This is a genomic window from Roseibium sp., from assembly GCF_051016195.1.
Taxonomy (GTDB): Bacteria; Pseudomonadota; Alphaproteobacteria; order Rhizobiales; family Stappiaceae; genus Roseibium.
On sequence record NZ_CP134616.1, the window covers coordinates 1,622,282 to 1,639,880 of the forward strand.

A 17,599-nucleotide genomic window follows, 5' to 3' on the forward strand; every position below is an offset into this window, starting at 1 on the left:
GACCGGAATTTCAAAAAATAGATCAAACCGCTAGTTTGACCAGCCACGTACCGCGCCCGGACAGGGCCATCACCTGGAGACCCGCCCATGAAACTGTTGTCGAACCTGTTGCGCTCCTTCATCAAACAGGGCCGCATGCGCGTCATCGATGTGACGGGGAAGGTTCACGAGTTCGGCTCCGGCGAAGATGGCCCGACGGTGACCATCCGGCTGCACGACAAGAAGCTCTACACGTCGCTGTTCCTGAATCCGGAACTGGCCGCCGGCGAAGCCTACATGGACGGCACACTGACGATGGAAGAAGGCTCGACATGCTATGACTTCATGTTTCTCTTTTCTATCAACAGGGCGCCACTCGGCGCGCACCCGGTGCAGGGCCTCTTGCGCAAGGGCTGGAAGGCGTTCCGGCGGCATCAGCAGAAAAACAGCGTTGAGCGCGCCAAGAAGCAGGCCCGGCATCATTATGATCTGTCGACAGACCTCTACCGGCTGTTTCTCGACGAGGGCCTCAACTACAGCTGCGCTTATTACACCGGTCCGGATGTGAGCCTCGAGGCGGCCCAGGATGCAAAGCTCACCCATCTGGTTGCCAAGCTCGACCTGAAAGACGGCATGGAGGTTCTTGAAATCGGCGGCGGCTGGGGCTCGCTGGCAATCCGGATGGCGCAGGCCGGCGCCCGCGTGACCTCGCTGAACGTATCGCCCGAACAGGTGAAAATCGCGGAAGAGCGGGTCAAGGCGGCGGGCGTGGAGGACCGGGTCACGTTCGTCCTCAAGGATTACCGCGAATTCGAAGGCCAGTTCGACCGGATCATTTCGGTCGGCATGATGGAGCATGTCGGCATCGGTCATCTGGATGAATATTTCGGCAAGATCCGCGACTGTCTCACAGACCGTGGCTTTGCCGTCATCCACTCCATCGGACGGATGACTCCGCCGGGCACGACCGGTCCCTTCATCAGGAAGTACATTTTCCCGGGCGGATATGTTCCGGCGCTGTCCGAAGTCTTTGCATCGACCGAGCGCCTCGGGTTATGGGTCTGCGACAATGAAATCCTGCGGTTGCACTACTACTACACGATCCGGGACTGGCGCATCCGTTTCGAGGAGAAGCGCGGTGCGGCGGCCGAGCTTTATGACGACGCCTTTTGCAGGATGTGGGAGTTTTACCTGTGCGCCGTCGAACTCGGGTTCCTGCACGGCTCGAACATGGTGTTCCAGCTGCTCCTGTCGAAGGAACGCGATGCGGTGCCGATCATCCGCGATTTCATTCAGGACAATGAACGGAAGTTGAATGGGACGACGTAAGGCGGCAGCCGGGAGCGGCAAGGCCGCTTCCCGGGATACCGGCAAAAAGCGTTCTTTGTGGCAAAGGGTCAGGCGGCGGCTGTTGCAGCTCCTGCTGGTTCTGATCCTGTTGCCGCCTGTTCTCACCGTCATCTATTCCGTCGTGCCTCCGGTGAGCACCCTGATGCTTGCCCGCTATGTCCAGTTTCTCTGGGTCGACCGGCAATGGGTTCCGCTTGAAGAGATTTCACCCAACCTTGTCCGGTCGGTCATCACGTCCGAAGACAGCGGTTTCTGTACCAATGACGGGGTCGAATGGGATGCGCTCCAGGACCAGGTCGAGGCGCTCAGCGAAGGCGAACGCCCCCGAGGCGCCAGCACGATCACCATGCAAACAGCGAAAAACCTGTTTCTGTGGGGCGAGCGGTCCTATGTCAGAAAGGCCATGGAACTGCCGCTTGCCCTGATGCTGGATGCGATCCTGACCAAGAAGCGGGTGCTGGAGATCTATCTCAATATCGCGGAATGGGGCGAAGGCATCTTCGGAGCGGAAGCCGCGGCGCAGGCCTGGTTCGGAAAGCCGGCGAAAGATCTGACACGAACAGAAGCGGCGCGGCTGGCAACGGCGCTGCCCAATCCGCTCGGGCGGAACCCGGCCAATCCCTCCGCAGGGCACCGACGCCTGGCGGCGACCAATCTTGCCCGCGTCAGGTCTTCGGGTCCGATTTTCGGCTGTGTTCTGGCCAATTAACCCTGATACAATGCGGTACAAACGGTTGCGCCTGAAAATGACCGAGAAAATTTCGTGTTTGGGGTGGCAAAACGGCGGCGTTGCCTGTATAACGCCGCGCATTCCAACACGCTGCGTGACGCCACGCCCCGGGCTGACCCGGTCCGGGCCGCGCGGTTATGGACCACGGAGAAAAACAAAATGGCAGTTCCAAAGAGAAAAACCTCGCGTATGAAGCGCGGTTTTCGCCGTTCCACGGACGCCCTCAAGCAGCCGACTTACGTCGAGGACAAGGATTCGGGCGAACTGCGCCGTCCGCATCACGTCGACCTGAAGACCGGCATGTACCGGGGCCGTCAGATCCTTTCCCCGAAGGAAGATGCATAAGCTCTTCACCAGGGTGGATCGCCGCATGGCAAACCAGGATTGAGGCCGGCCTTGTTTCGACAGGCCGGCCTTTTTCTTTTGTCCTGAAATCGCGTCCCCGAAATCCTGCCTTGAAATCGTGCCTTTGATCGTGTCAGGTCGCCGCACTCCGCCTCACCCGTGTCCGCATTCACCGGGAGCCGCGCCATGCGCCTATTTTCCGCAATTCCGTTTACGCTCTTTTCCCTGCTGATCTACAACGCCCTCGCCTTTACCGCCGGCGCCGACAATCCGCTGTTCTGGTCTGAGCCGATGGTCTCGATCGCGATGGTTTCGGGCGCGACATTCGAACTGCTGGCGAGCGATCTCCTGATCACGCTCGGCCTGTTCTTTCTGTTCATCGAAATCCTGAAGGCGACGCGGATCGGAACCACGGCGCTGCTCGACCACATGTTTTCGGTGCTGGTTTTCGTCGTCTACCTGGTCGAGTTTCTCGTTCTGCCGCAGGCGGCGACGTCGCTGTTCTTCATTCTGATGGCGATTTCGCTGATCGATGTGATCGCAGGCTTTTCGATTTCAATCACCGGCGCGCGCCGCGACGTGTCCTTCGGACATGGCGACGGGCACCTGTGACGCCTGGCATGAACCTCAAGCGTCCTTGGCCTCGTCCGTAATCGCGTATTTCTGGATCAGGGGAAGCTGGGTCAGGGTGAACACCAGGGTGATGGGCATGATGCCGAACACCTTGAAGCTGACCCAGAAATCGGTCGAGAAACTGCGCCAGACGATCTCGTTTATGGCGGCAAGCACGAAGAAGAAGATGCCCCAGCGCAGGGTCAGTTTGCGCCAGCCTTCATCCGTCAGCTTGAACGCGCTGTCGAAGACGTAGCCGAGAAGCGCCTTGCCGAAGAAAAGACCTCCTAGCAGGATGGAGCCGAACATGCAGTTCACGATGGTCGGCTTCAGCTTGATGAAGAGTTCGTCGTGCAGCCAGAGCGTTAGCGCGCCGAAGACCAGGACGACCACGCCGGACACCAGCGGCATGATCGGCAGGCGGCGGGTCAGCCAGAGCGAGACGGTGAGCGAAATCGTGATGGCAACCATGAAAGCCGCCGTCGCCAGAAAAATCGGCTCACCGATGACCTGAAGAACCGGGAACGCGTTGGCAATCTGTTCGCCGCGCGAGTTGAACAGGAAGAACACGCCGAGCGGACCCAGTTCAAGTGCCAGCTTCAGGAGCGGTGACAGCTCCTTTCGGGTCGGATCGTTCGGGGCGTGTTCCAATTCCATAGTGCCGATGCTCCTGATCAGGTGTTCCCGGGAAATAGGGGCAAGGGGGTGTGGAGGTCAAGGCTCCAGGGGTTCAAGCCTCTCAATTTCCCTCGACCTATCGCTTCCGTCCGGCAACCACGTGAATGTTCAATAGCGCAAAAAAACGATGGCTCCTGTCGCGTTCTTCAAGGTCCGCGTAAAAGGTCTCCGCTTCCGCTGCGGGGATCCTCTTTTCAGAAACACAGCGCTGGAGGGTGACGGTCAGATCGAAGATGATCTCGGCGTCGGCAAGCCTTTTCAGCAGAATGGGATGAACGCTGTGGTGCGTGATGGAGAAATGACCGCCAAAGTAGTCTATCAATTCCCGGCCGATCATCGGATTGAGAAATCCGTTTCTGAAGGCGTCCTCGGCATGGCGCGATATCCCGGCGAGATCCGATCCGATGACGAAACTGCTCCAGTCCGGTTCTGCCGCGCTGACAATACCGCCGGGCCGAACGATCCGCGCCATTTCGCCAATCGCCGTTCCGGGGTCCGGTATGTGCTGGAGGGACCGGTCGATCCGTGCCGCATCGAAATGATCCGGCTCGCACCTGAGCGCGTGGATGTCTCCCTGACTGACGGTGATCGAGGGGTCCTCGGCCCCGAGCACGTCGATGACGTGGTTTTGTGCGGCCTTGACGAAACTGTCGCTCAGATCGAAACCCGTCACGGTGCCGCCGGGCACCAGTTGCTTCAACCTGGGCAGATCGAAGCCGAGGCCGCAGGTGAGATCGGCGACCTTGCTGTCCGGGCCCAGGACCAGAGCCTCGTAGGAGGTTTTCTTGTAGGTCTGAAAGTCCGGCAGACGTTCCATCAAGGACAGGCAGCTTTCCAGCTTTTCCAGGTTGACGGCTTCGTCCACCCGTCTGAAGCCGTCTGCGAGAAAGGTCATGACTGTTTCCCTGCGCTGAATGCATATGCCTTGCCGGTGTGAATCTGTTATCTATCAGGGATAGGAATTGAAAAGAACACACGGGTCCTCGAAATGCGAGCAGTCCTTTGCCTCATGCTGCTGTTTGGCCTCATGCAACCGGCATGGGCGGTGAAACAGGTGAACTGGCAGGATCTGATCGACCCGGTTGCGGCCGATTTCGACGATCCCTTCGCGGCACTCAGTCTTGCCGAACTCAGATCGCTCGGCACCGTGTTGCGCTTGCGCAAGCTGCTTGCCGATCCCGGACTTTTGAGCGATGCAAGGCCGGATATCGAAGATCACCTCGATCGTGAAGAGGCGAAGCTGGCGGCGTCGGGGATCGACACGGACGGGCTTTTGTCGCGGCGGCAGGAAATCGGCCGCAAGCGCGCGGAAGCGGTCATGGCGGGCAATCCGGATCTTGACGGCAGACGCATCTCGATCCCCGGCTATGTGATTCCCGTTCAAGGCGAGGAGAACGCATCCTCCACTGGCGGCTACCTGGTTCCCGAACGGGGCATGTGCTCACACACGCCCGCCCCGGATCCGAACCAGATGATCCGCTACACGCTTGCGACGGACTGGACGGCTGATTCCATCTACGAACCGGTCGAACTTGTCGGGACGCTCAGCATCAGACCGACCCGGCAGGAGATTACCCTCATCGACGGACAGGTGGAGATGATCGCCGTCTTCGACATGCAGGTCACGTCTGTCGTTCCGCGTGCGCGGAAAGAACCTGACACAATGGACCGGTCCTTCCTGCACTTCACGCGTCCGAGGTCGCGATAGGCGTCATCAGTCACACAGGGTCATCGGACACACGGGGTCACTCCGCGTGCTGATGCCACATGTCCGCAACCACTTTCCAACCATCGCCGGTCGGCTTTAGGACGTAGAGATAGGTCCCGGTCGCGTCCATGCCGACGCTTTCCATCCTGGCGTCGACAGACCCGATCATGACGGCAAGCGTGCCGTCTTCGGAGACAAAGAGCGTATCGACGGAATGGGTGACCTCACCCTTGTTGGCCGTGACGAATTCGAAGAGCTTCCTGGGTTCTTCGAGCCCCCGAGTTGCCGGTTTTCCCTGCTCGATCCAGATCGTGTCATCTGCGTAGAGTGACAGGACTGCGCCCGCGTCGTGATTTGCCACGGCCTGGTTGAAGCGGTCGTTGAGGTGTTCGAGTTCGACGACGGGATCGGCGTGTGCGTCGCTCGTTGAAAGAAGGGCACCGGCACACGCCATCGCGGCTGCGAGCCCCATGAGAGAGTTTCTGAAGCACATCTTCTGGTCTTTCGAGTGGTCGAGGTTTTGAAACGGACGGTCTCACAGCCTGCGGAAGGGCAGACTCAAGCCGCAATGGTCCTTGGCCGCGTGACGATCACCTCGCGGGTGATCCGCCAGCGGTTCTGCTCACGGACAAGATCGATCCCCAGAGTGATCTGCATGTCCGGTCCGGTCAGCTCGTTCTGCCTGGAGATCAGGACGTGGGCCTTGTTGCCATCGACCGAGACGTGGTGAAACCTGGCCCAGGTTCCGATGGAGCCGTTGTTGGCATCGAGGGCCGCCCGGATCATCTTCTTGAATTCCTCCTTGCCCGAGACGCTGACCCCGTCTTGCGGATCGAGCATGATGACCTGCATGTCCGCATGATAGATTTCCTCCAGGATCCCGGTGTTGTTGTCCGCGACGTTTTCAATCAGGCGCTGGATAACGGCTCTGACTTCGCGGGCGGCATCTTCAGACTTTGTCATGGTGCGTCCCCCTGACCGGGTAGTTGTTGGCCGGGTTCTTGATGAAATTCAGCCCCATGAGCATTGAAGACAGCGCCGGCCGGGCGAAGGGAGCGTTTGAAATGTCGACCACCTGGAGCTTGCCTTCGCCGTTGACGACAAAAAGTCCGGGCTCTGCGAAATGTCGGTCGGTTTCCTCGCGAGAACGCGGATCGGAGACGTAGAGGCCGAGTTTCCGCATCTGACCGACGCTCAAATCGATGCCAACAGGAAAGCTCACGCCCGCTTCGCCGATCTGCGCACCGGCTCGATCTTCGGGGTCGGCTGATGCCACCACGATGTCCACGCCGATCCTGCCCAACTCGGGTGCGATTTCCCCGAGTTCTTTTAGATATTTGGTGCAGATGGGGCAGTGTTTGCCGCGATAGATCACGACCATCTGCCAGTCATGCCCGTTTGCCGGTGTTCCCAATTCCACCGTTCCGCCGCCCAGCCGGGACAGGGTGATTTTCGGAAAGGGCTGACCTACAAGAGGTTTTGAGTTTGTCATCATAGGCTCTGTGATATATATAATGATCGATACATAAATATCCGAAGCGCAGCAGAGTCAAGAGATATATATTGAACGATACAAAAAAAATGGGACGCCCTCGAACGTTTGACAGCCGGGAAGCGCTAACAGCTGCCATGAACGTGTTCTGGGCAAAAGGTTACGACGGCGCCTCGCTCAAGGATCTGACCAGTGCGATGGGCATAAGCGGACCCAGCATGTATGCCGCGTTCGGCGACAAGAGAGAGCTTTTTCTCAAGACCATCGACCTTTACGGCGACGTTGACGGTTGCGCGCCGGTTGTCATTTTCGAGAGCGAACCGGATATCCGGCTTGCTGTGCGCGGGTTTCTCGAAGAGGTGATCAAGTACGCAACGGCGCATGAAAGCGGGGCAAAGGGGTGTTTCCTTGCCTCGAGCGTGTCGGCGAGCATCGGCGAGGTTGAAGGCGTCAAGGAGCGGGTCGAAAAGGCCATCGAGGACACGGACAAGCGTCTCGCGTCCCGGTTCGACAGGGAAAAGCAGAACAGTGTCCTTGCGGAAGACTTCCCCTCGCTGGAGCGTGCGCGGTTGCTCTATGATATCCGGCAGGGATACATGTTCCGCGGCCGCGCCGGCTGGACAGCGGAGGCGATGCGCCAGGACCTGGATCACAGGGTCGCCATGATACTTGCCTGAAGCGCGGGTTTCGCATCGCGCGCCGTTGCTTTGGTGTGACCGCAGGTCAACGATCGGATTCCGAAGTTCACGTCGCGATTGCCAAACCTCCACGGGAGAAGCATTGTGTCGGTATACCTATCGTAAGGGAAGGTTTGACACCTGCCTCGAAGGAGACCGGCAATGATGCTGTTGAGGATCGGCTCGCAGGGCGAAGCCGTTGAACATGTGCAAGGCGGCCTGAACCACGCTGGCGCGTCGATCTACCCGGATCTGGAAACAGACGGGATCTTCGGTGGCAAGACCCATGCCCGGGTGATCGAGTTCCAGGGCAAGAACGGCCTCGCGAAGGACGGTATTGTCGGAAAACAGACGAAAGCTGCGCTGCAGAAATTTGTCGATGCTTTCCTCGCCTACATCAAGACGCTGACACCGCCTGCGGACGAGCAGGCCGCGCGCGACCGCATCGTCAATATCGCCCGCCAGATGTATGAAAGGCACGGCTGGCGGATGTCCGACGAGCTTGGCAAGGACCGTCAGCGGATCGCGATGAACTACCAGGCCGACGGCAACACCAAGGAACGCCAGGGTGGCGCCATCCTGGCGCAGATCGCCATGCTGACCGGCAATCCCGATATCCAGGCGGCGAATTGCCTGCACATCTCGGACGCCCATGTCCAGCGCTATGCTGCGGGTTTGAAACCGACGGACATCAGCAAGTGGTGCGGGGCGTTTGTGTTTGCCGTCTACAAGCTTGCCGGTCTGAAGATCGGTTCCTGGCCAATGGTGAGCACTGCAAGACCCATCAAGAACAAGGAAACGCTATTCACCACTGTGATGAAGGCGTCGGACGTGAAGCCGGGCGACTACGGCATTGCGAACTGGGGCAAGGATCCGATCACGAAAAAGGCGGGTGAAAATCACCACTTTCTTGTCGTGAAAGTCAACGGCGACATGCTCACGACGATCGAGGGCAACGTCAATTTCCGTGTCAGCGACACGTTTGCACCGCTCACCATTGTGAAGCGCGACAAGTACTCGATCCACGGCATCATGAAAGATCCGCAAAAAGACAGCGGCTTCGGCCGGCCGATCTGGTCGAAAGTGCTGTGAATCAACTCACTGCTGTCCGGTTTAACCCGGAATTGATCGCGCGAGGTGGTCCGCAGTCAATAGACATGTCATTCCGGACACGTGCAGCGTGTGCTGCGCGCCGATCCGGAAACCAGAGATATTTCGCGCCGAAGGCGCGGCCTATTCTGGTCGTATCGACAAGAGTGTTCGCTTCGCTCACGCAGATTTCTGGTTTCCAGATCAACGTTCGGCATCGCCTCACTTGTCTGGAATGACAGTGGAGGAACGTCGCGCCCGGCAGCGACAGTCTACTTGGGCTCATTCCGACGACGCGCTCAATTGTGATCAAATGAGCTGATGATAAATCGGGGAAACGTTTCCGTATCCCGATTTGACCCCGCAAGGAACACTGCTGCTTTCTTACATACATTCGAAAGCGCGCTCCAAACCGGACAGCAGTGGAATCAACTCCGGCATGACAGGCAAAAAAAGAGCGCCTTGCGGGCGCTCTTTCTGTACTCAAACGTTTTTAACGTCCAATCAGCCGTTGGCGTAGTACTGGCCGCCGTTGATGGTCATGACCGCGCCGGTCATGAAGCCGGCGGCGTCGGAGGCCAGGTAGACAACGGTCTGGGCGATTTCCTCCGGATGGCCGAGGCGGCCGACCGGGATATTCGAAACGATCGATTCCAGTACCTTTTCCGGCATCGCGGCGACCATGTCGGTGTTGATGTAGCCGGGGCAGACGCAGTTGACTGTGATGCCCTTGAAGGCGTTTTCCTGCGCCAGCGCCTTGGTGAAGCCGATGACGCCGGCCTTTGCAGCGGAATAGTTCGTCTGGCCCATCTGGCCCTTCTGGCCGTTGATCGACGAGATGTTGATGATGCGGCCCGAGCCGCGTCCGCGCATGCCGTTGATGACCGGATGGGTCATCGTGAACATGGAATCCAGGTTGGTGGAGATCACCGCGCGCCACTGATCGAAGTCCATCTTGTGGAACATGCCATCGCGCGTGATGCCGGCATTGTTGACCAGAACCTCAACCGGGCCAAGCTCGCTCTCGACCTGGGCGATTCCCGCGGCGCAGGCCTCGGGGTCGGAGACATCCCATTTGAAGACGTGGATACCGGTTTCCGCCTTGAAGGCTTCCGCTTTTTCTGTGTTGCCCGCGTAGGTGGCTGCCACGGTGTAGCCGGCGTCCTTCAGACCGCGCGAGATTGCCCCGCCGATGCCGCGTGTTCCGCCCGTGACCAGTGCGACCTTGCTCATTCCCCTTCCTCCTGACTTTCAGTTGGCCTCTTGGAGCGTTCACTCCAGGCTCTTCAACAGAGTGTTTTTTCAAAAACTGCAGTGCTTGGACCACGGCCGGACGGCCCCGGCCATGATCCTTGTCAAATCCGCGCGATCAGCGCTCCAGGCACATGGCAACGCCCATTCCGCCACCGATGCACAGCGTCGCGAGGCCCTTCTTGGCGTCGCGGCGGTTCATTTCGTGAAGCAGGGTCGTCAGGATACGTGCGCCCGACGCGCCGATCGGGTGGCCGATGGCGATGGCGCCGCCATTCACGTTGACGATATCGGGGTTCCAGCCCATGTCCTTGTTGACGGCGCAGGCCTGTGCGGCAAAGGCTTCGTTGGCTTCGACCAGATCCAGGTCGGCTGCGGCCCATCCGGCTTTCTCAAGCGCCTTGCGGGAGGCCGGGATCGGACCCGAGCCCATGATGGCCGGATCGACGCCGGCGGTCGCCCAGGACGCGATCCGGGCGAGCGGCGTCAGACCACGCTTTTCAGCCTCGGCGGCGCTCATGACGAGGATGGCGGCCGCGCCATCGTTGATGCCGGACGCGTTCGCGGCTGTGACGGAGCCTTCCTTGGTGAAAGCCGGGCGCAGCTTGGCAACGCTTTCCAGGGTCGCGCCGTGGCGGATGTATTCGTCGTCCTCGACCACTTTCTCGGCTTTGCGCTCCTTGACGGTCACAGGCGTGATCTCGTCCTTGAATCTGCCTGCCTTCTGGGCGGCCTCGGCCTTGTTCTGCGAGGACACGGCAAATTCATCCTGCTGAGCGCGGTTGATCTGCCATTTCTCGGCAACGTTTTCCGCCGTCTGGCCCATGTGGTAGCCGTTGAAGGCGTCCCACAAGCCGTCCTTGATCATGGTGTCGATCATCTTGTAATCGCCCATTTTGTAGCCGTTGCGCATATGCGCCGCGTGCGGCGACAAGGACATGTTTTCCTGGCCGCCGGCCATCATGATCGTGGCATCACCGGTCTGGATCTGCTGCGCTGCGATAGCGACGGTGCGCAATCCGGAGCCGCACACCTGGTTCAGGGTCCAGGCGGAAGAGCTGTCGGCAATGCCGGCATTGATCGCGGCCTGGCGTGCCGGGTTCTGTCCCTGCGCGGCGGTCAGGACCTGACCGAACACGACTTCGTCGATGTCTCCGCCTTCGACGCCGGCCTGTTCCATTGCGGCTTTCATGACGATTGTGCCCAGGTCATGCGCCGAAACGTTGGCGAACGAACCGTTGAAAGATCCAACAGGCGTGCGGGTTGCGCTGACAATAACGATATCTGTGGAAGCGCTCATACTACTCTCCAGGACTGATGGCCGGATGGCCGTAGACGGACGGTGCCTCAAGGGCACTTTCGATCCTCAATTATCGGAGGACTAGAAACTGCCCGGGATACGGTGTCAACCGTAACAGCCCTTATCCGGGGGGTCTTTTCGCATTTGCGGCATAATCCTTTCGTCAGCGCACATAAAAAGAGTGGCACGATCCGATACGATTGGCTTAGTCTCTTAGTCGGAGGAGGCGGCACGTCGGCGAAAGCACTGTCGTCACATGGAAAACTAGCCGTAAGGCTGACAGGCGGAAATGACGCATGGCTAAGACAACCGAGCCTACAATCATCAAGAAATACGCCAACCGGCGGCTCTACAATACGGGCACCAGCACCTATGTCACGCTCGAGGATCTCGCGGTGATGGTGAAGGGAGAAGAAGACTTTGTGGTCTACGATGCCAAATCGGGAGAGGACATTACCCGGTCGGTGCTCACGCAGATCATTTTCGAACAGGAAGGCAAGGGCCAGAATCTTCTGCCGGTCACCTTTCTGCGGCAACTGATCCGCTTTTATGGCGACAGCATGCAGGGACTGGTTCCAAGCTTTCTCGAGTACTCGATGACGTCGCTCACCAAGGAGCAGGAAAAGCTGCGCTCGCAGATGAGTGAGGCTTTCGGGGCAACTGCTTTCGACGCGATCGAGGACCAGGTCAAGCGCAACACCGAGATGTTCGAGCGGGCCATGAAAATGTTCATGCCGTTCCCGCCCGGAGAAACGGGAAACTCTTCGAACGCCGCATCAGCGCCCGCGGACGCCAAGAAGAGCGCATCAGGCCCCGGTGAGCTTGATGACATGAAGCGGCAGCTGGAAGAGATGCAAAAGAAAATCAACCAGCTTTCGGACAAGTCCTGACACCCGACCGAGGTTGTTGCCGATTGGAATGACTGCAGGCAGGGAGCGGGTTGCCGCCTCCTGCCGTTGTTCGTCCGGTTGCCGTTAACGCCTTTGAGCGTCAGCCGCAATCTGCGACCAGACCGGCCGTCTCGATGCCGGCCACGGCGCAGGCTTCATCGTTCTCGGACGTGTCGCCGGTGATGCCGACGGCACCCAGCGTTTCACCTGCATCGTTTCTGACCAGAACGCCGCCCGGCACGGGGATGATGTTGCCGCCGGCAACCCCGTTCAGGGCGTTCACGAAGTGCGGGCGCGTTTCGGCATTGGCGTTCAGCCAGCGGGTTCCGGTGCCGACGGCAAGGGCCCCGTTCGCCTTGCCGGTCGCAATCTGGGGACGCAGGTTGGAAGAGCCGTCCTGCCGCTTCAGGATCACGGTATGACCGCCCGCATCCAGCACGACGACAGTGAGTGGCTTCAGGCCCAGTTCCGCCGCTTTTGCAAATGCGGCGGAAGTGATGGTCTCTGCCGTTGAAAGTGAAATGCCATTTGCCATTGAATGTCGTCCTTCCGAAGGTTCATAACGGGGCGGGGCAAGCATTTCTTCCAAGAAGCGTCATTCACGGCGTGAGCCGCATGCGGCTGTGTGCGCCGGAATTGTGTGTTTGCGCATTTGCCAGCCACTCCTTAAGGTGCTGCCCTCAATCAGGGCTTGCTAGCAGACCAGAGCGCAGGCGCATAGGTGGCTTCGCCGAGAAACTTCTGCGGCGAAACGGAACAAGTGATGTGAAATTCGGGTTGGAGGAATTCAGTGAAGCGTGATTTTCAGGCCCCGGGCCGTTCGCCGGTCTTTGCGCGCAACGCGGCGGCTGCAACCTCTCACCCCTTGGCGACCAGCGCTGTTCTGGAAGTTCTGCAAAATGGGGGCAACGCGGTCGATGCAGCGATCGCGGGTGTCGCCGTGCAATGTGTCGTTGAAACACACATGACCGGCATCGGCGGTGACTGCTTCGCAATCGTGACCGAGCCCGATGGCCGCCTGACCGGTTTCAACGGGTCAGGGGCTGCACCCAAGGCCGCGACGCCCGAGCGTCTCGCGGAACTGGGCGTGAAGGAGATCACGGATACGTCCGCCCATGCCGTCACCGTGCCCGGTGCCGTCAGGGCCTGGGAAACACTGTTGTCGGCCCACGGCACGCGCTCCTTCAAGGAGCTTTTCAAGCGGGCGATCGAATATGCCCGCGATGGCTTTCCCGTGGCGCCGAGAGTTGCGCGGGACTGGGCGCAAAACGTCTCAAAGCTCTCGGGCGACGAGATTTCGGCAGCGCGCTACCTGATCAACGGCCAGGCGCCGGAAACCGGTACCATCCTGAAGTACCCGCATCTCGCCGACACGCTTGAACAGATCGCCGAAGGGGGCGCGGATGCCTTCTATAGCGGCGACATCGCCCGGGACATCGTGTCCGCGCTTCAGGCCAAGGGCGGGCTGATGACCGAGGACGATCTTGCAGCGTGTCATACGACTGCCGTCGCGCCTGTCATGCGCGACTACAAGGGTTTCTCCGTCGCCGAATTGCCGCCAAACGGGCAGGGCGTCATTGCGCTGGTGATCATGGGGATCCTTGAAAAGTTCGATCTGGAAAACCTGGACCCTCTCGGACCGGAACGCTTCCACCTGGAGATGGAGGCATCGCGCATCGGCTATGCGGTCCGCGACAAGTTCGTTACCGACCCGAATTACATGGATGTGTGCCACACGCGGCTGATCGGGTCGGACTATATCGACCAACTCGCCGCACTGGTTTCGCGCGAAACACGCGTTTCCACGCTTCCGGAAGCATCCCTGACGCCGCAAACGGACACGGTCTATCTGAGCGTCGTCGACAAGGACGGTCTTTCGGTTTCCTTCATCAATTCGCTCTTCAGCGATTTCGGGTCCGGAATCGTCGCTCCCGCAAGCGGCGTGCTGCTCCATAGCCGCGGCCGGTCGTTCAAGGCAGCGCCGGGCCACGCGAATTCGATCGATGGCGGCAAGCGGCCGTTGCACACGATCATTCCCGCGATGGTGCTGCAGGACGGTGCGCCGTTCCTGTCGTTCGGGGTGATGGGTGGACAGTATCAGGCCTGCGGTCACGCGCATCTTCTGACCAACATCATCGATTACGGCATGGACGTGCAGGCCGCGATCGATTTTCCGCGCATGTTCTTCGATCTGGAGACCCACGACCTCCAGGCGGAGAGGCTTGTTCCACCGTCAACCATCGACGGACTGAAAGCGCGCGGACATAATGTCGTTCCGGCGCCCGGTCCAATCGGGGGAAGCCAGGCGATCATGATCGACAAGGCACGTCATCTCCTGACCGCAGGCTCCGACCCGCGCAAGGACGGTCACGCCGCCGGCTACTAAAACCGTTACCCTGACGATTTTCGGTCGCACCGCAGACAGCGGCTGCGGCATCAGGCGCGTTGCCTGATGGTGCCGCCGGGTGTTAACTGCACCCGGACGCGCCCGACATTACGCAAGGTAATCATGTCTCATCTCACGCGGCGCGAGCTGCTGCTCGGCAGCTCTGCAACACTGGTGGCTGCTTCGGCGGGAGCGTTTGCGGCCGGCAGCGCTTCAGCAAACGCGCATTCACTGACGCTATCGCATCTCGACTACGGGATCCTGCCCGGCACCGTTACAAGGTGCATGTTGAGTTTTGCGCCGGACGGGCCGCCTCCGGTGCTGCGGGTCAAACAGGGCGAAATGGCGGCCATAGTCGTTACCAACGCGCTTGATGAAGCGTCCGTCGTACACTGGCACGGGCTGCGCATTGCGAACGGCATGGACGGGGTGCCCTATCTCACCCAGTATCCGATCGGGGCAGGCGAAAAGTTCCGCTACGCCTTCACGCCGCCGGATGCAGGAACCTTCTGGTATCACCCGCATTGCAACACGCTGGAGCAGATGGCGCGGGGGCTGACCGGCGTGCTCATTGTCGAAGAGCCGACCGACCCCGGCTTCGACAGTGACCTTCCGCTCAACATCCGCGACTTCCGGCTCGGGGGCGACGGACAGTTCATATCCCTGTTCAAGGCGCGCAGCGCGGCGCGCGGGGGAACACTCGGAACCGTGTCTACTGTCAACTGGAAGCCGGCTCCGGACTTTGATCTTCAAGCGGGGAGCCTGGTGCGCCTGCGCCTTGCCGTAACGGATGTCACGCGGGTTGGAAGTTACGAGATTGAAGGTGGCGAAGCGATGGTGATCGCCATCGATGCCAATCCGTTGCCTGTTCCCGTGCCGGCCCGTGGCATCGAGCTTTCACCCGGCCAAAGAGCAGATATTGCGCTCAGGGTTCCGGATCGGGAAGAAGATGCCGTCAGGCTTGTTCTCAAGCGCAAGTTCGACCAGAAGGTGATCGCACGTTTCCTCCCGCGCGGCGCCAGCGTCAAACGGAGCCTGAACGAACTGGTCCCGTTGCAGCCCAACCCTGTACCGCGACCGGATCTGAACAACGCGGAAGTGCTGGATTTCATCTTCGGCTGGTCACCTGAAGGAGATGCGCCGCAGGCGAGCATTTGCGGGACGCTCGGCTATACGTTCTGGTCGATCAATCGCAAGGCCTGGCCAGGCGACGTGCCGGGTCCGTTCGACCCGCTCGCGGTCTTGAAGACGGGAAAAACCTATGTGTTGCGGCTGCGCAACGAAACGCCCAACGATCACCCGATTCATCTCCACGGCGTTTCGTTTCATTTGCTGCGTTCAAACAAACGCAAACTGGCACCGCACGTGACCGATACGGCGCTGCTGCGATCGCAGGAGACGATGGAGGTGGCGCTCGTCGCCGACAATCCGGGTGACTGGGCGTTTCATTGCCATGTGATAGAGCACCAGAAAACCGGTCTGGCCGGTTTCCTGAGGATCGAGGCCTGACCGGAGCTTAAGCGGAAAGCGAGACAGTGTGCGTGCGCTCGTCTTCCTCATAGGCGGATGCGGCAGTGTATTGCCGGTGGTGGCTTTCGCGTTCCAGCGCCGTTTCATGATGAAACTCGCTGCCCGCCATCAGTTGCGTGGCGTATTCCGCATCCGTGCCATGGTAGGTGGTCCGCAGCGCAGCGGAGGCAACATGGACGGGTACCATCGGGAGATCGGAAAACCGGCTTGAAGCCGCCAGGGCATCTTCCATCTCCCGCGCTGGCGTATCGAGAGGTTTTTGCCGGGAGCGCATCGCGTCAACGGCGGGAACAGGTGTGACAATCATATTCCATACTCCGTAGTGGGCCAGTCCGTGGCCATCGTGTCGGAGGTCCGGTTTTTCCGGATCTGGTCTTAATATAGGTATGAATTCCACGAACAACTGTGCCGGAAATCACACATGTGCCGCGATGACGCAGTTGTGCGCGCAACGTGAAAAAAAGACCCGGAGCAAATTGCTCCGGGCCAGGAACTCCAGTGGTACTTCTGGAAATCAATACATGTCAGCGGTCGGTCCTGACGAGGTGCCCCGCCGCGCGCTGCCTGGGCAACGCGGCCGTGGCGCGATAGGCGTCGGAGCAGAGTTCGGGAACCGACCTGCGGCGCGGGCGCTCCTCTAGCTCGACCTCGCCTGACGCGAGCAGATGGGCAAGGAAGACGGAATTGGGGTGATAGTCCCGGAAGAAGGTCTCAGGCTCGTTGCGGTGTTCCGTTTCCGGCGGCGGCGGCAGGAAGCCTGCAAAATCCCCCTGAGAGCCGGACTGCGTCTCTCCCGAAGAGGGACGCTGGCGCCTCACAATGGAACGGCCTGTTGCACTTACCGGGTTCACTCGCACGAAAAAACGCCTCGTTGTTTCAAAATGGCACGTTCAGTGCCCTCTTGCCTGAAACGTCGCAATCCTCATGCCAATATAGGTAGCCGTTAACCTTTTGCCCGCGGAATCCGGCCAAAACGAGGTCACAAAAGTTAACGGCTTGGTGCTTTGCAGGACAGATTTACGTGAACTGGCGGGACGGCGGGCAGCCGTTTTGTCCATTATTGGAAATAGGAGTGCGCGAATGCGCCGAGAACGGCACCTAAGAATGCGGTGGCGGCACTGATTGCGGGAATGGCCCACCAGCGCAGTTCGCGCTTGTGCTCTATCGCCCGCGAGTGCAGTTGAATGGCCGAGGCGATCAGCGTTTCAATCTGATCGCTTGTTAAGGGTGCGCGCGTGAGTTTCTTTTTCTCGTTTGCAGCCAGGGATGAGATTTCACCGTGCGTGAGGTTCAGCCCGCTTTCGGGAGAAAACGTCCGCCCGGTCGCCCACCGCCAGCGAATCCCAACCCAGTTGGCATCCTCGGCATCGTCTTCCGTGGTGTTGGTCCGGAAGAACTCCGGATGTTCCCGGCACACCTCAAACCAGTCCGGCCCGCTTTGAGGCGTGCCAAGTTGCGCCGACCAAAGGTCGGCTTTCCGGCTGGTGTGCTTGTCATATGCGCCCATGACCTGAATGGCGGCAATGACGTCCTGCAATCGGTTTTCTTTCAGGTAAGGCGACATTGACCAAACCTAACCATC

Annotated in this window: 21 protein-coding genes; 10 read left to right on the top strand and 11 right to left on the bottom strand. The window is 59.7% G+C overall.

Annotated features, from left to right (window positions below; all coding sequences use genetic code 11):
- The first annotated feature begins 87 nt into the window (after window positions 1-87).
- The 4 genes from RDA78_RS07470 (at window position 88) to RDA78_RS07485 (ending at window position 3,016) form a co-directional block, all read left to right on the top strand.
- Window positions 88-1,308 carry a class I SAM-dependent methyltransferase gene (locus RDA78_RS07470; protein ID WP_434054702.1) on the top strand — a complete coding sequence of 407 codons (1,221 nt, stop codon included), beginning with the start codon at window positions 88-90 and terminating at the stop codon, window positions 1,306-1,308.
- Window positions 1,295-2,038, top strand: coding sequence for a monofunctional biosynthetic peptidoglycan transglycosylase (gene mtgA / locus RDA78_RS07475; RefSeq protein WP_434054703.1), 744 nt, complete (start codon window positions 1,295-1,297; stop codon window positions 2,036-2,038). Before RDA78_RS07470 ends, mtgA begins: the two co-directional genes overlap by 14 nt.
- A 180-nt stretch (window positions 2,039-2,218) precedes the next feature.
- Window positions 2,219-2,404: a 50S ribosomal protein L32 gene (rpmF, locus tag RDA78_RS07480; RefSeq protein ID WP_306142215.1), complete on the top strand. Its 186-nt coding sequence runs from the start codon at window positions 2,219-2,221 to the stop codon at window positions 2,402-2,404.
- Window positions 2,405-2,590: 186 nt separating this feature from the next.
- On the top strand, window positions 2,591-3,016 hold the full coding sequence (locus RDA78_RS07485) for a hypothetical protein (RefSeq protein ID WP_306142214.1): 426 nt from the start codon (window positions 2,591-2,593) through the stop codon (window positions 3,014-3,016).
- A gap of 15 nt (window positions 3,017-3,031) precedes the next feature.
- On the opposite strand, the gene RDA78_RS07490 is transcribed toward RDA78_RS07485, so the two are convergent.
- Window positions 3,032-3,673: a septation protein A gene (locus RDA78_RS07490; protein ID WP_434054704.1), complete on the bottom strand. Its 642-nt coding sequence runs from the start codon at window positions 3,671-3,673 to the stop codon at window positions 3,032-3,034.
- 97 nt (window positions 3,674-3,770) lie between these two features.
- Window positions 3,771-4,589 carry a methyltransferase domain-containing protein gene (locus RDA78_RS07495; RefSeq protein ID WP_434054705.1) on the bottom strand — a complete coding sequence of 273 codons (819 nt, stop codon included), beginning with the start codon at window positions 4,587-4,589 and terminating at the stop codon, window positions 3,771-3,773.
- 114 nt (window positions 4,590-4,703) lie between these two features.
- Here RDA78_RS07495 and RDA78_RS07500 point away from each other — a divergent pair, with 114 nt between their 5' ends.
- A complete protein-coding gene (locus RDA78_RS07500; RefSeq protein ID WP_434054706.1) occupies window positions 4,704-5,402 on the top strand; it encodes a DUF3299 domain-containing protein in 699 nt (232 codons plus the stop codon).
- A gap of 37 nt (window positions 5,403-5,439) precedes the next feature.
- Here the strand turns inward: RDA78_RS07500 and RDA78_RS07505 are convergent, their stop codons facing one another.
- From RDA78_RS07505 to RDA78_RS07515, 3 genes are all read right to left on the bottom strand, one after another.
- Window positions 5,440-5,895 (bottom strand): YybH family protein, encoded by a 456-nt coding sequence (locus RDA78_RS07505; protein ID WP_434054707.1) that lies wholly within the window; start codon window positions 5,893-5,895, stop codon window positions 5,440-5,442.
- A gap of 65 nt (window positions 5,896-5,960) precedes the next feature.
- Window positions 5,961-6,365 carry a hypothetical protein gene (locus RDA78_RS07510; RefSeq protein ID WP_434054708.1) on the bottom strand — a complete coding sequence of 135 codons (405 nt, stop codon included), beginning with the start codon at window positions 6,363-6,365 and terminating at the stop codon, window positions 5,961-5,963.
- Window positions 6,352-6,894: a redoxin domain-containing protein gene (locus RDA78_RS07515; RefSeq protein WP_434054709.1), complete on the bottom strand. Its 543-nt coding sequence runs from the start codon at window positions 6,892-6,894 to the stop codon at window positions 6,352-6,354. Before RDA78_RS07515 ends, RDA78_RS07510 begins: the two co-directional genes overlap by 14 nt.
- Window positions 6,895-6,965: 71 nt before the next feature.
- On the opposite strand from RDA78_RS07515, the gene RDA78_RS07520 reads away from it, so the two are divergent.
- The gene (locus tag RDA78_RS07520) at window positions 6,966-7,571 is read left to right on the top strand and encodes a TetR/AcrR family transcriptional regulator (protein WP_434054710.1); all 606 of its coding nucleotides are present in this window, start codon (window positions 6,966-6,968) and stop codon (window positions 7,569-7,571) included.
- 162 nt (window positions 7,572-7,733) lie between these two features.
- Window positions 7,734-8,663 carry a peptidoglycan-binding domain-containing protein gene (locus RDA78_RS07525; protein WP_434054711.1) on the top strand — a complete coding sequence of 310 codons (930 nt, stop codon included), beginning with the start codon at window positions 7,734-7,736 and terminating at the stop codon, window positions 8,661-8,663.
- 501 nt (window positions 8,664-9,164) lie between these two features.
- On the opposite strand, the gene phbB is transcribed toward RDA78_RS07525, so the two are convergent.
- Both phbB and RDA78_RS07535 read right to left on the bottom strand, forming a co-directional pair.
- Entirely contained in the window at window positions 9,165-9,893 is a 729-nt protein-coding gene (phbB, locus tag RDA78_RS07530) for an acetoacetyl-CoA reductase (RefSeq protein ID WP_434054712.1), read from the bottom strand.
- A 136-nt stretch (window positions 9,894-10,029) separates the two neighbouring features.
- On the bottom strand, window positions 10,030-11,211 hold the full coding sequence (locus tag RDA78_RS07535) for an acetyl-CoA C-acetyltransferase (RefSeq protein ID WP_434054713.1): 1,182 nt from the start codon (window positions 11,209-11,211) through the stop codon (window positions 10,030-10,032).
- Window positions 11,212-11,507: 296 nt separating this feature from the next.
- Between RDA78_RS07535 and phaR the strand changes: the two genes are divergently transcribed.
- Window positions 11,508-12,101, top strand: coding sequence for a polyhydroxyalkanoate synthesis repressor PhaR (phaR, locus tag RDA78_RS07540; RefSeq protein ID WP_434054714.1), 594 nt, complete (start codon window positions 11,508-11,510; stop codon window positions 12,099-12,101).
- Between the two features lie 100 nt (window positions 12,102-12,201).
- On the opposite strand, the gene RDA78_RS07545 is transcribed toward phaR, so the two are convergent.
- Window positions 12,202-12,636 carry a GlcG/HbpS family heme-binding protein gene (locus tag RDA78_RS07545; protein ID WP_434054715.1) on the bottom strand — a complete coding sequence of 145 codons (435 nt, stop codon included), beginning with the start codon at window positions 12,634-12,636 and terminating at the stop codon, window positions 12,202-12,204.
- 255 nt (window positions 12,637-12,891) lie between these two features.
- Here RDA78_RS07545 and ggt point away from each other — a divergent pair, with 255 nt between their 5' ends.
- Complete coding sequence (gene ggt / locus RDA78_RS07550) at window positions 12,892-14,487, top strand: gamma-glutamyltransferase (protein WP_434054716.1); 1,596 nt, start codon at window positions 12,892-12,894, stop codon at window positions 14,485-14,487.
- A 123-nt stretch (window positions 14,488-14,610) separates the two neighbouring features.
- Window positions 14,611-15,996: a multicopper oxidase family protein gene (locus tag RDA78_RS07555; protein WP_434054717.1), complete on the top strand. Its 1,386-nt coding sequence runs from the start codon at window positions 14,611-14,613 to the stop codon at window positions 15,994-15,996.
- Window positions 15,997-16,003: 7 nt separating this feature from the next.
- Here RDA78_RS07555 and RDA78_RS07560 read toward each other — a convergent pair whose 3' ends face one another.
- The 3 genes from RDA78_RS07560 to RDA78_RS07570 all read right to left on the bottom strand — a co-directional run bounded on the left by RDA78_RS07560 (window position 16,004) and on the right by RDA78_RS07570 (window position 17,581).
- Window positions 16,004-16,324, bottom strand: a complete 321-nt coding sequence (locus RDA78_RS07560; protein WP_434054718.1) for a hypothetical protein — start codon at window positions 16,322-16,324, stop codon at window positions 16,004-16,006.
- 217 nt (window positions 16,325-16,541) lie between these two features.
- Window positions 16,542-16,835, bottom strand: coding sequence for a hypothetical protein (locus RDA78_RS07565; protein ID WP_434054719.1), 294 nt, complete (start codon window positions 16,833-16,835; stop codon window positions 16,542-16,544).
- 239 nt (window positions 16,836-17,074) lie between these two features.
- A complete protein-coding gene (locus RDA78_RS07570; protein ID WP_434054720.1) occupies window positions 17,075-17,581 on the bottom strand; it encodes a hypothetical protein in 507 nt (168 codons plus the stop codon).
- Between the last annotated feature and the right edge of the window lie 18 nt (window positions 17,582-17,599).

Coding starts and splice junctions, on each gene's coding strand:
- RDA78_RS07470 (WP_434054702.1), top strand. CDS start 88: ATGAAACTGTTGTCGAACCTGTTGCGCTCCTTCATCAAACAGGGCCGC.
- mtgA (WP_434054703.1), top strand. CDS start 1,295: ATGGGACGACGTAAGGCGGCAGCCGGGAGCGGCAAGGCCGCTTCCCGG.
- rpmF (WP_306142215.1), top strand. CDS start 2,219: ATGGCAGTTCCAAAGAGAAAAACCTCGCGTATGAAGCGCGGTTTTCGC.
- RDA78_RS07485 (WP_306142214.1), top strand. CDS start 2,591: ATGCGCCTATTTTCCGCAATTCCGTTTACGCTCTTTTCCCTGCTGATC.
- RDA78_RS07490 (WP_434054704.1), bottom strand. CDS start 3,673: ATGGAATTGGAACACGCCCCGAACGATCCGACCCGAAAGGAGCTGTCA.
- RDA78_RS07495 (WP_434054705.1), bottom strand. CDS start 4,589: ATGACCTTTCTCGCAGACGGCTTCAGACGGGTGGACGAAGCCGTCAAC.
- RDA78_RS07500 (WP_434054706.1), top strand. CDS start 4,704: ATGCTGCTGTTTGGCCTCATGCAACCGGCATGGGCGGTGAAACAGGTG.
- RDA78_RS07505 (WP_434054707.1), bottom strand. CDS start 5,895: ATGTGCTTCAGAAACTCTCTCATGGGGCTCGCAGCCGCGATGGCGTGT.
- RDA78_RS07510 (WP_434054708.1), bottom strand. CDS start 6,365: ATGACAAAGTCTGAAGATGCCGCCCGCGAAGTCAGAGCCGTTATCCAG.
- RDA78_RS07515 (WP_434054709.1), bottom strand. CDS start 6,894: ATGACAAACTCAAAACCTCTTGTAGGTCAGCCCTTTCCGAAAATCACC.
- RDA78_RS07525 (WP_434054711.1), top strand. CDS start 7,734: ATGATGCTGTTGAGGATCGGCTCGCAGGGCGAAGCCGTTGAACATGTG.
- phbB (WP_434054712.1), bottom strand. CDS start 9,893: ATGAGCAAGGTCGCACTGGTCACGGGCGGAACACGCGGCATCGGCGGG.
- RDA78_RS07535 (WP_434054713.1), bottom strand. CDS start 11,211: ATGAGCGCTTCCACAGATATCGTTATTGTCAGCGCAACCCGCACGCCT.
- phaR (WP_434054714.1), top strand. CDS start 11,508: ATGGCTAAGACAACCGAGCCTACAATCATCAAGAAATACGCCAACCGG.
- RDA78_RS07545 (WP_434054715.1), bottom strand. CDS start 12,636: ATGGCAAATGGCATTTCACTTTCAACGGCAGAGACCATCACTTCCGCC.
- RDA78_RS07555 (WP_434054717.1), top strand. CDS start 14,611: ATGTCTCATCTCACGCGGCGCGAGCTGCTGCTCGGCAGCTCTGCAACA.
- RDA78_RS07560 (WP_434054718.1), bottom strand. CDS start 16,324: ATGATTGTCACACCTGTTCCCGCCGTTGACGCGATGCGCTCCCGGCAA.
- RDA78_RS07570 (WP_434054720.1), bottom strand. CDS start 17,581: ATGTCGCCTTACCTGAAAGAAAACCGATTGCAGGACGTCATTGCCGCC.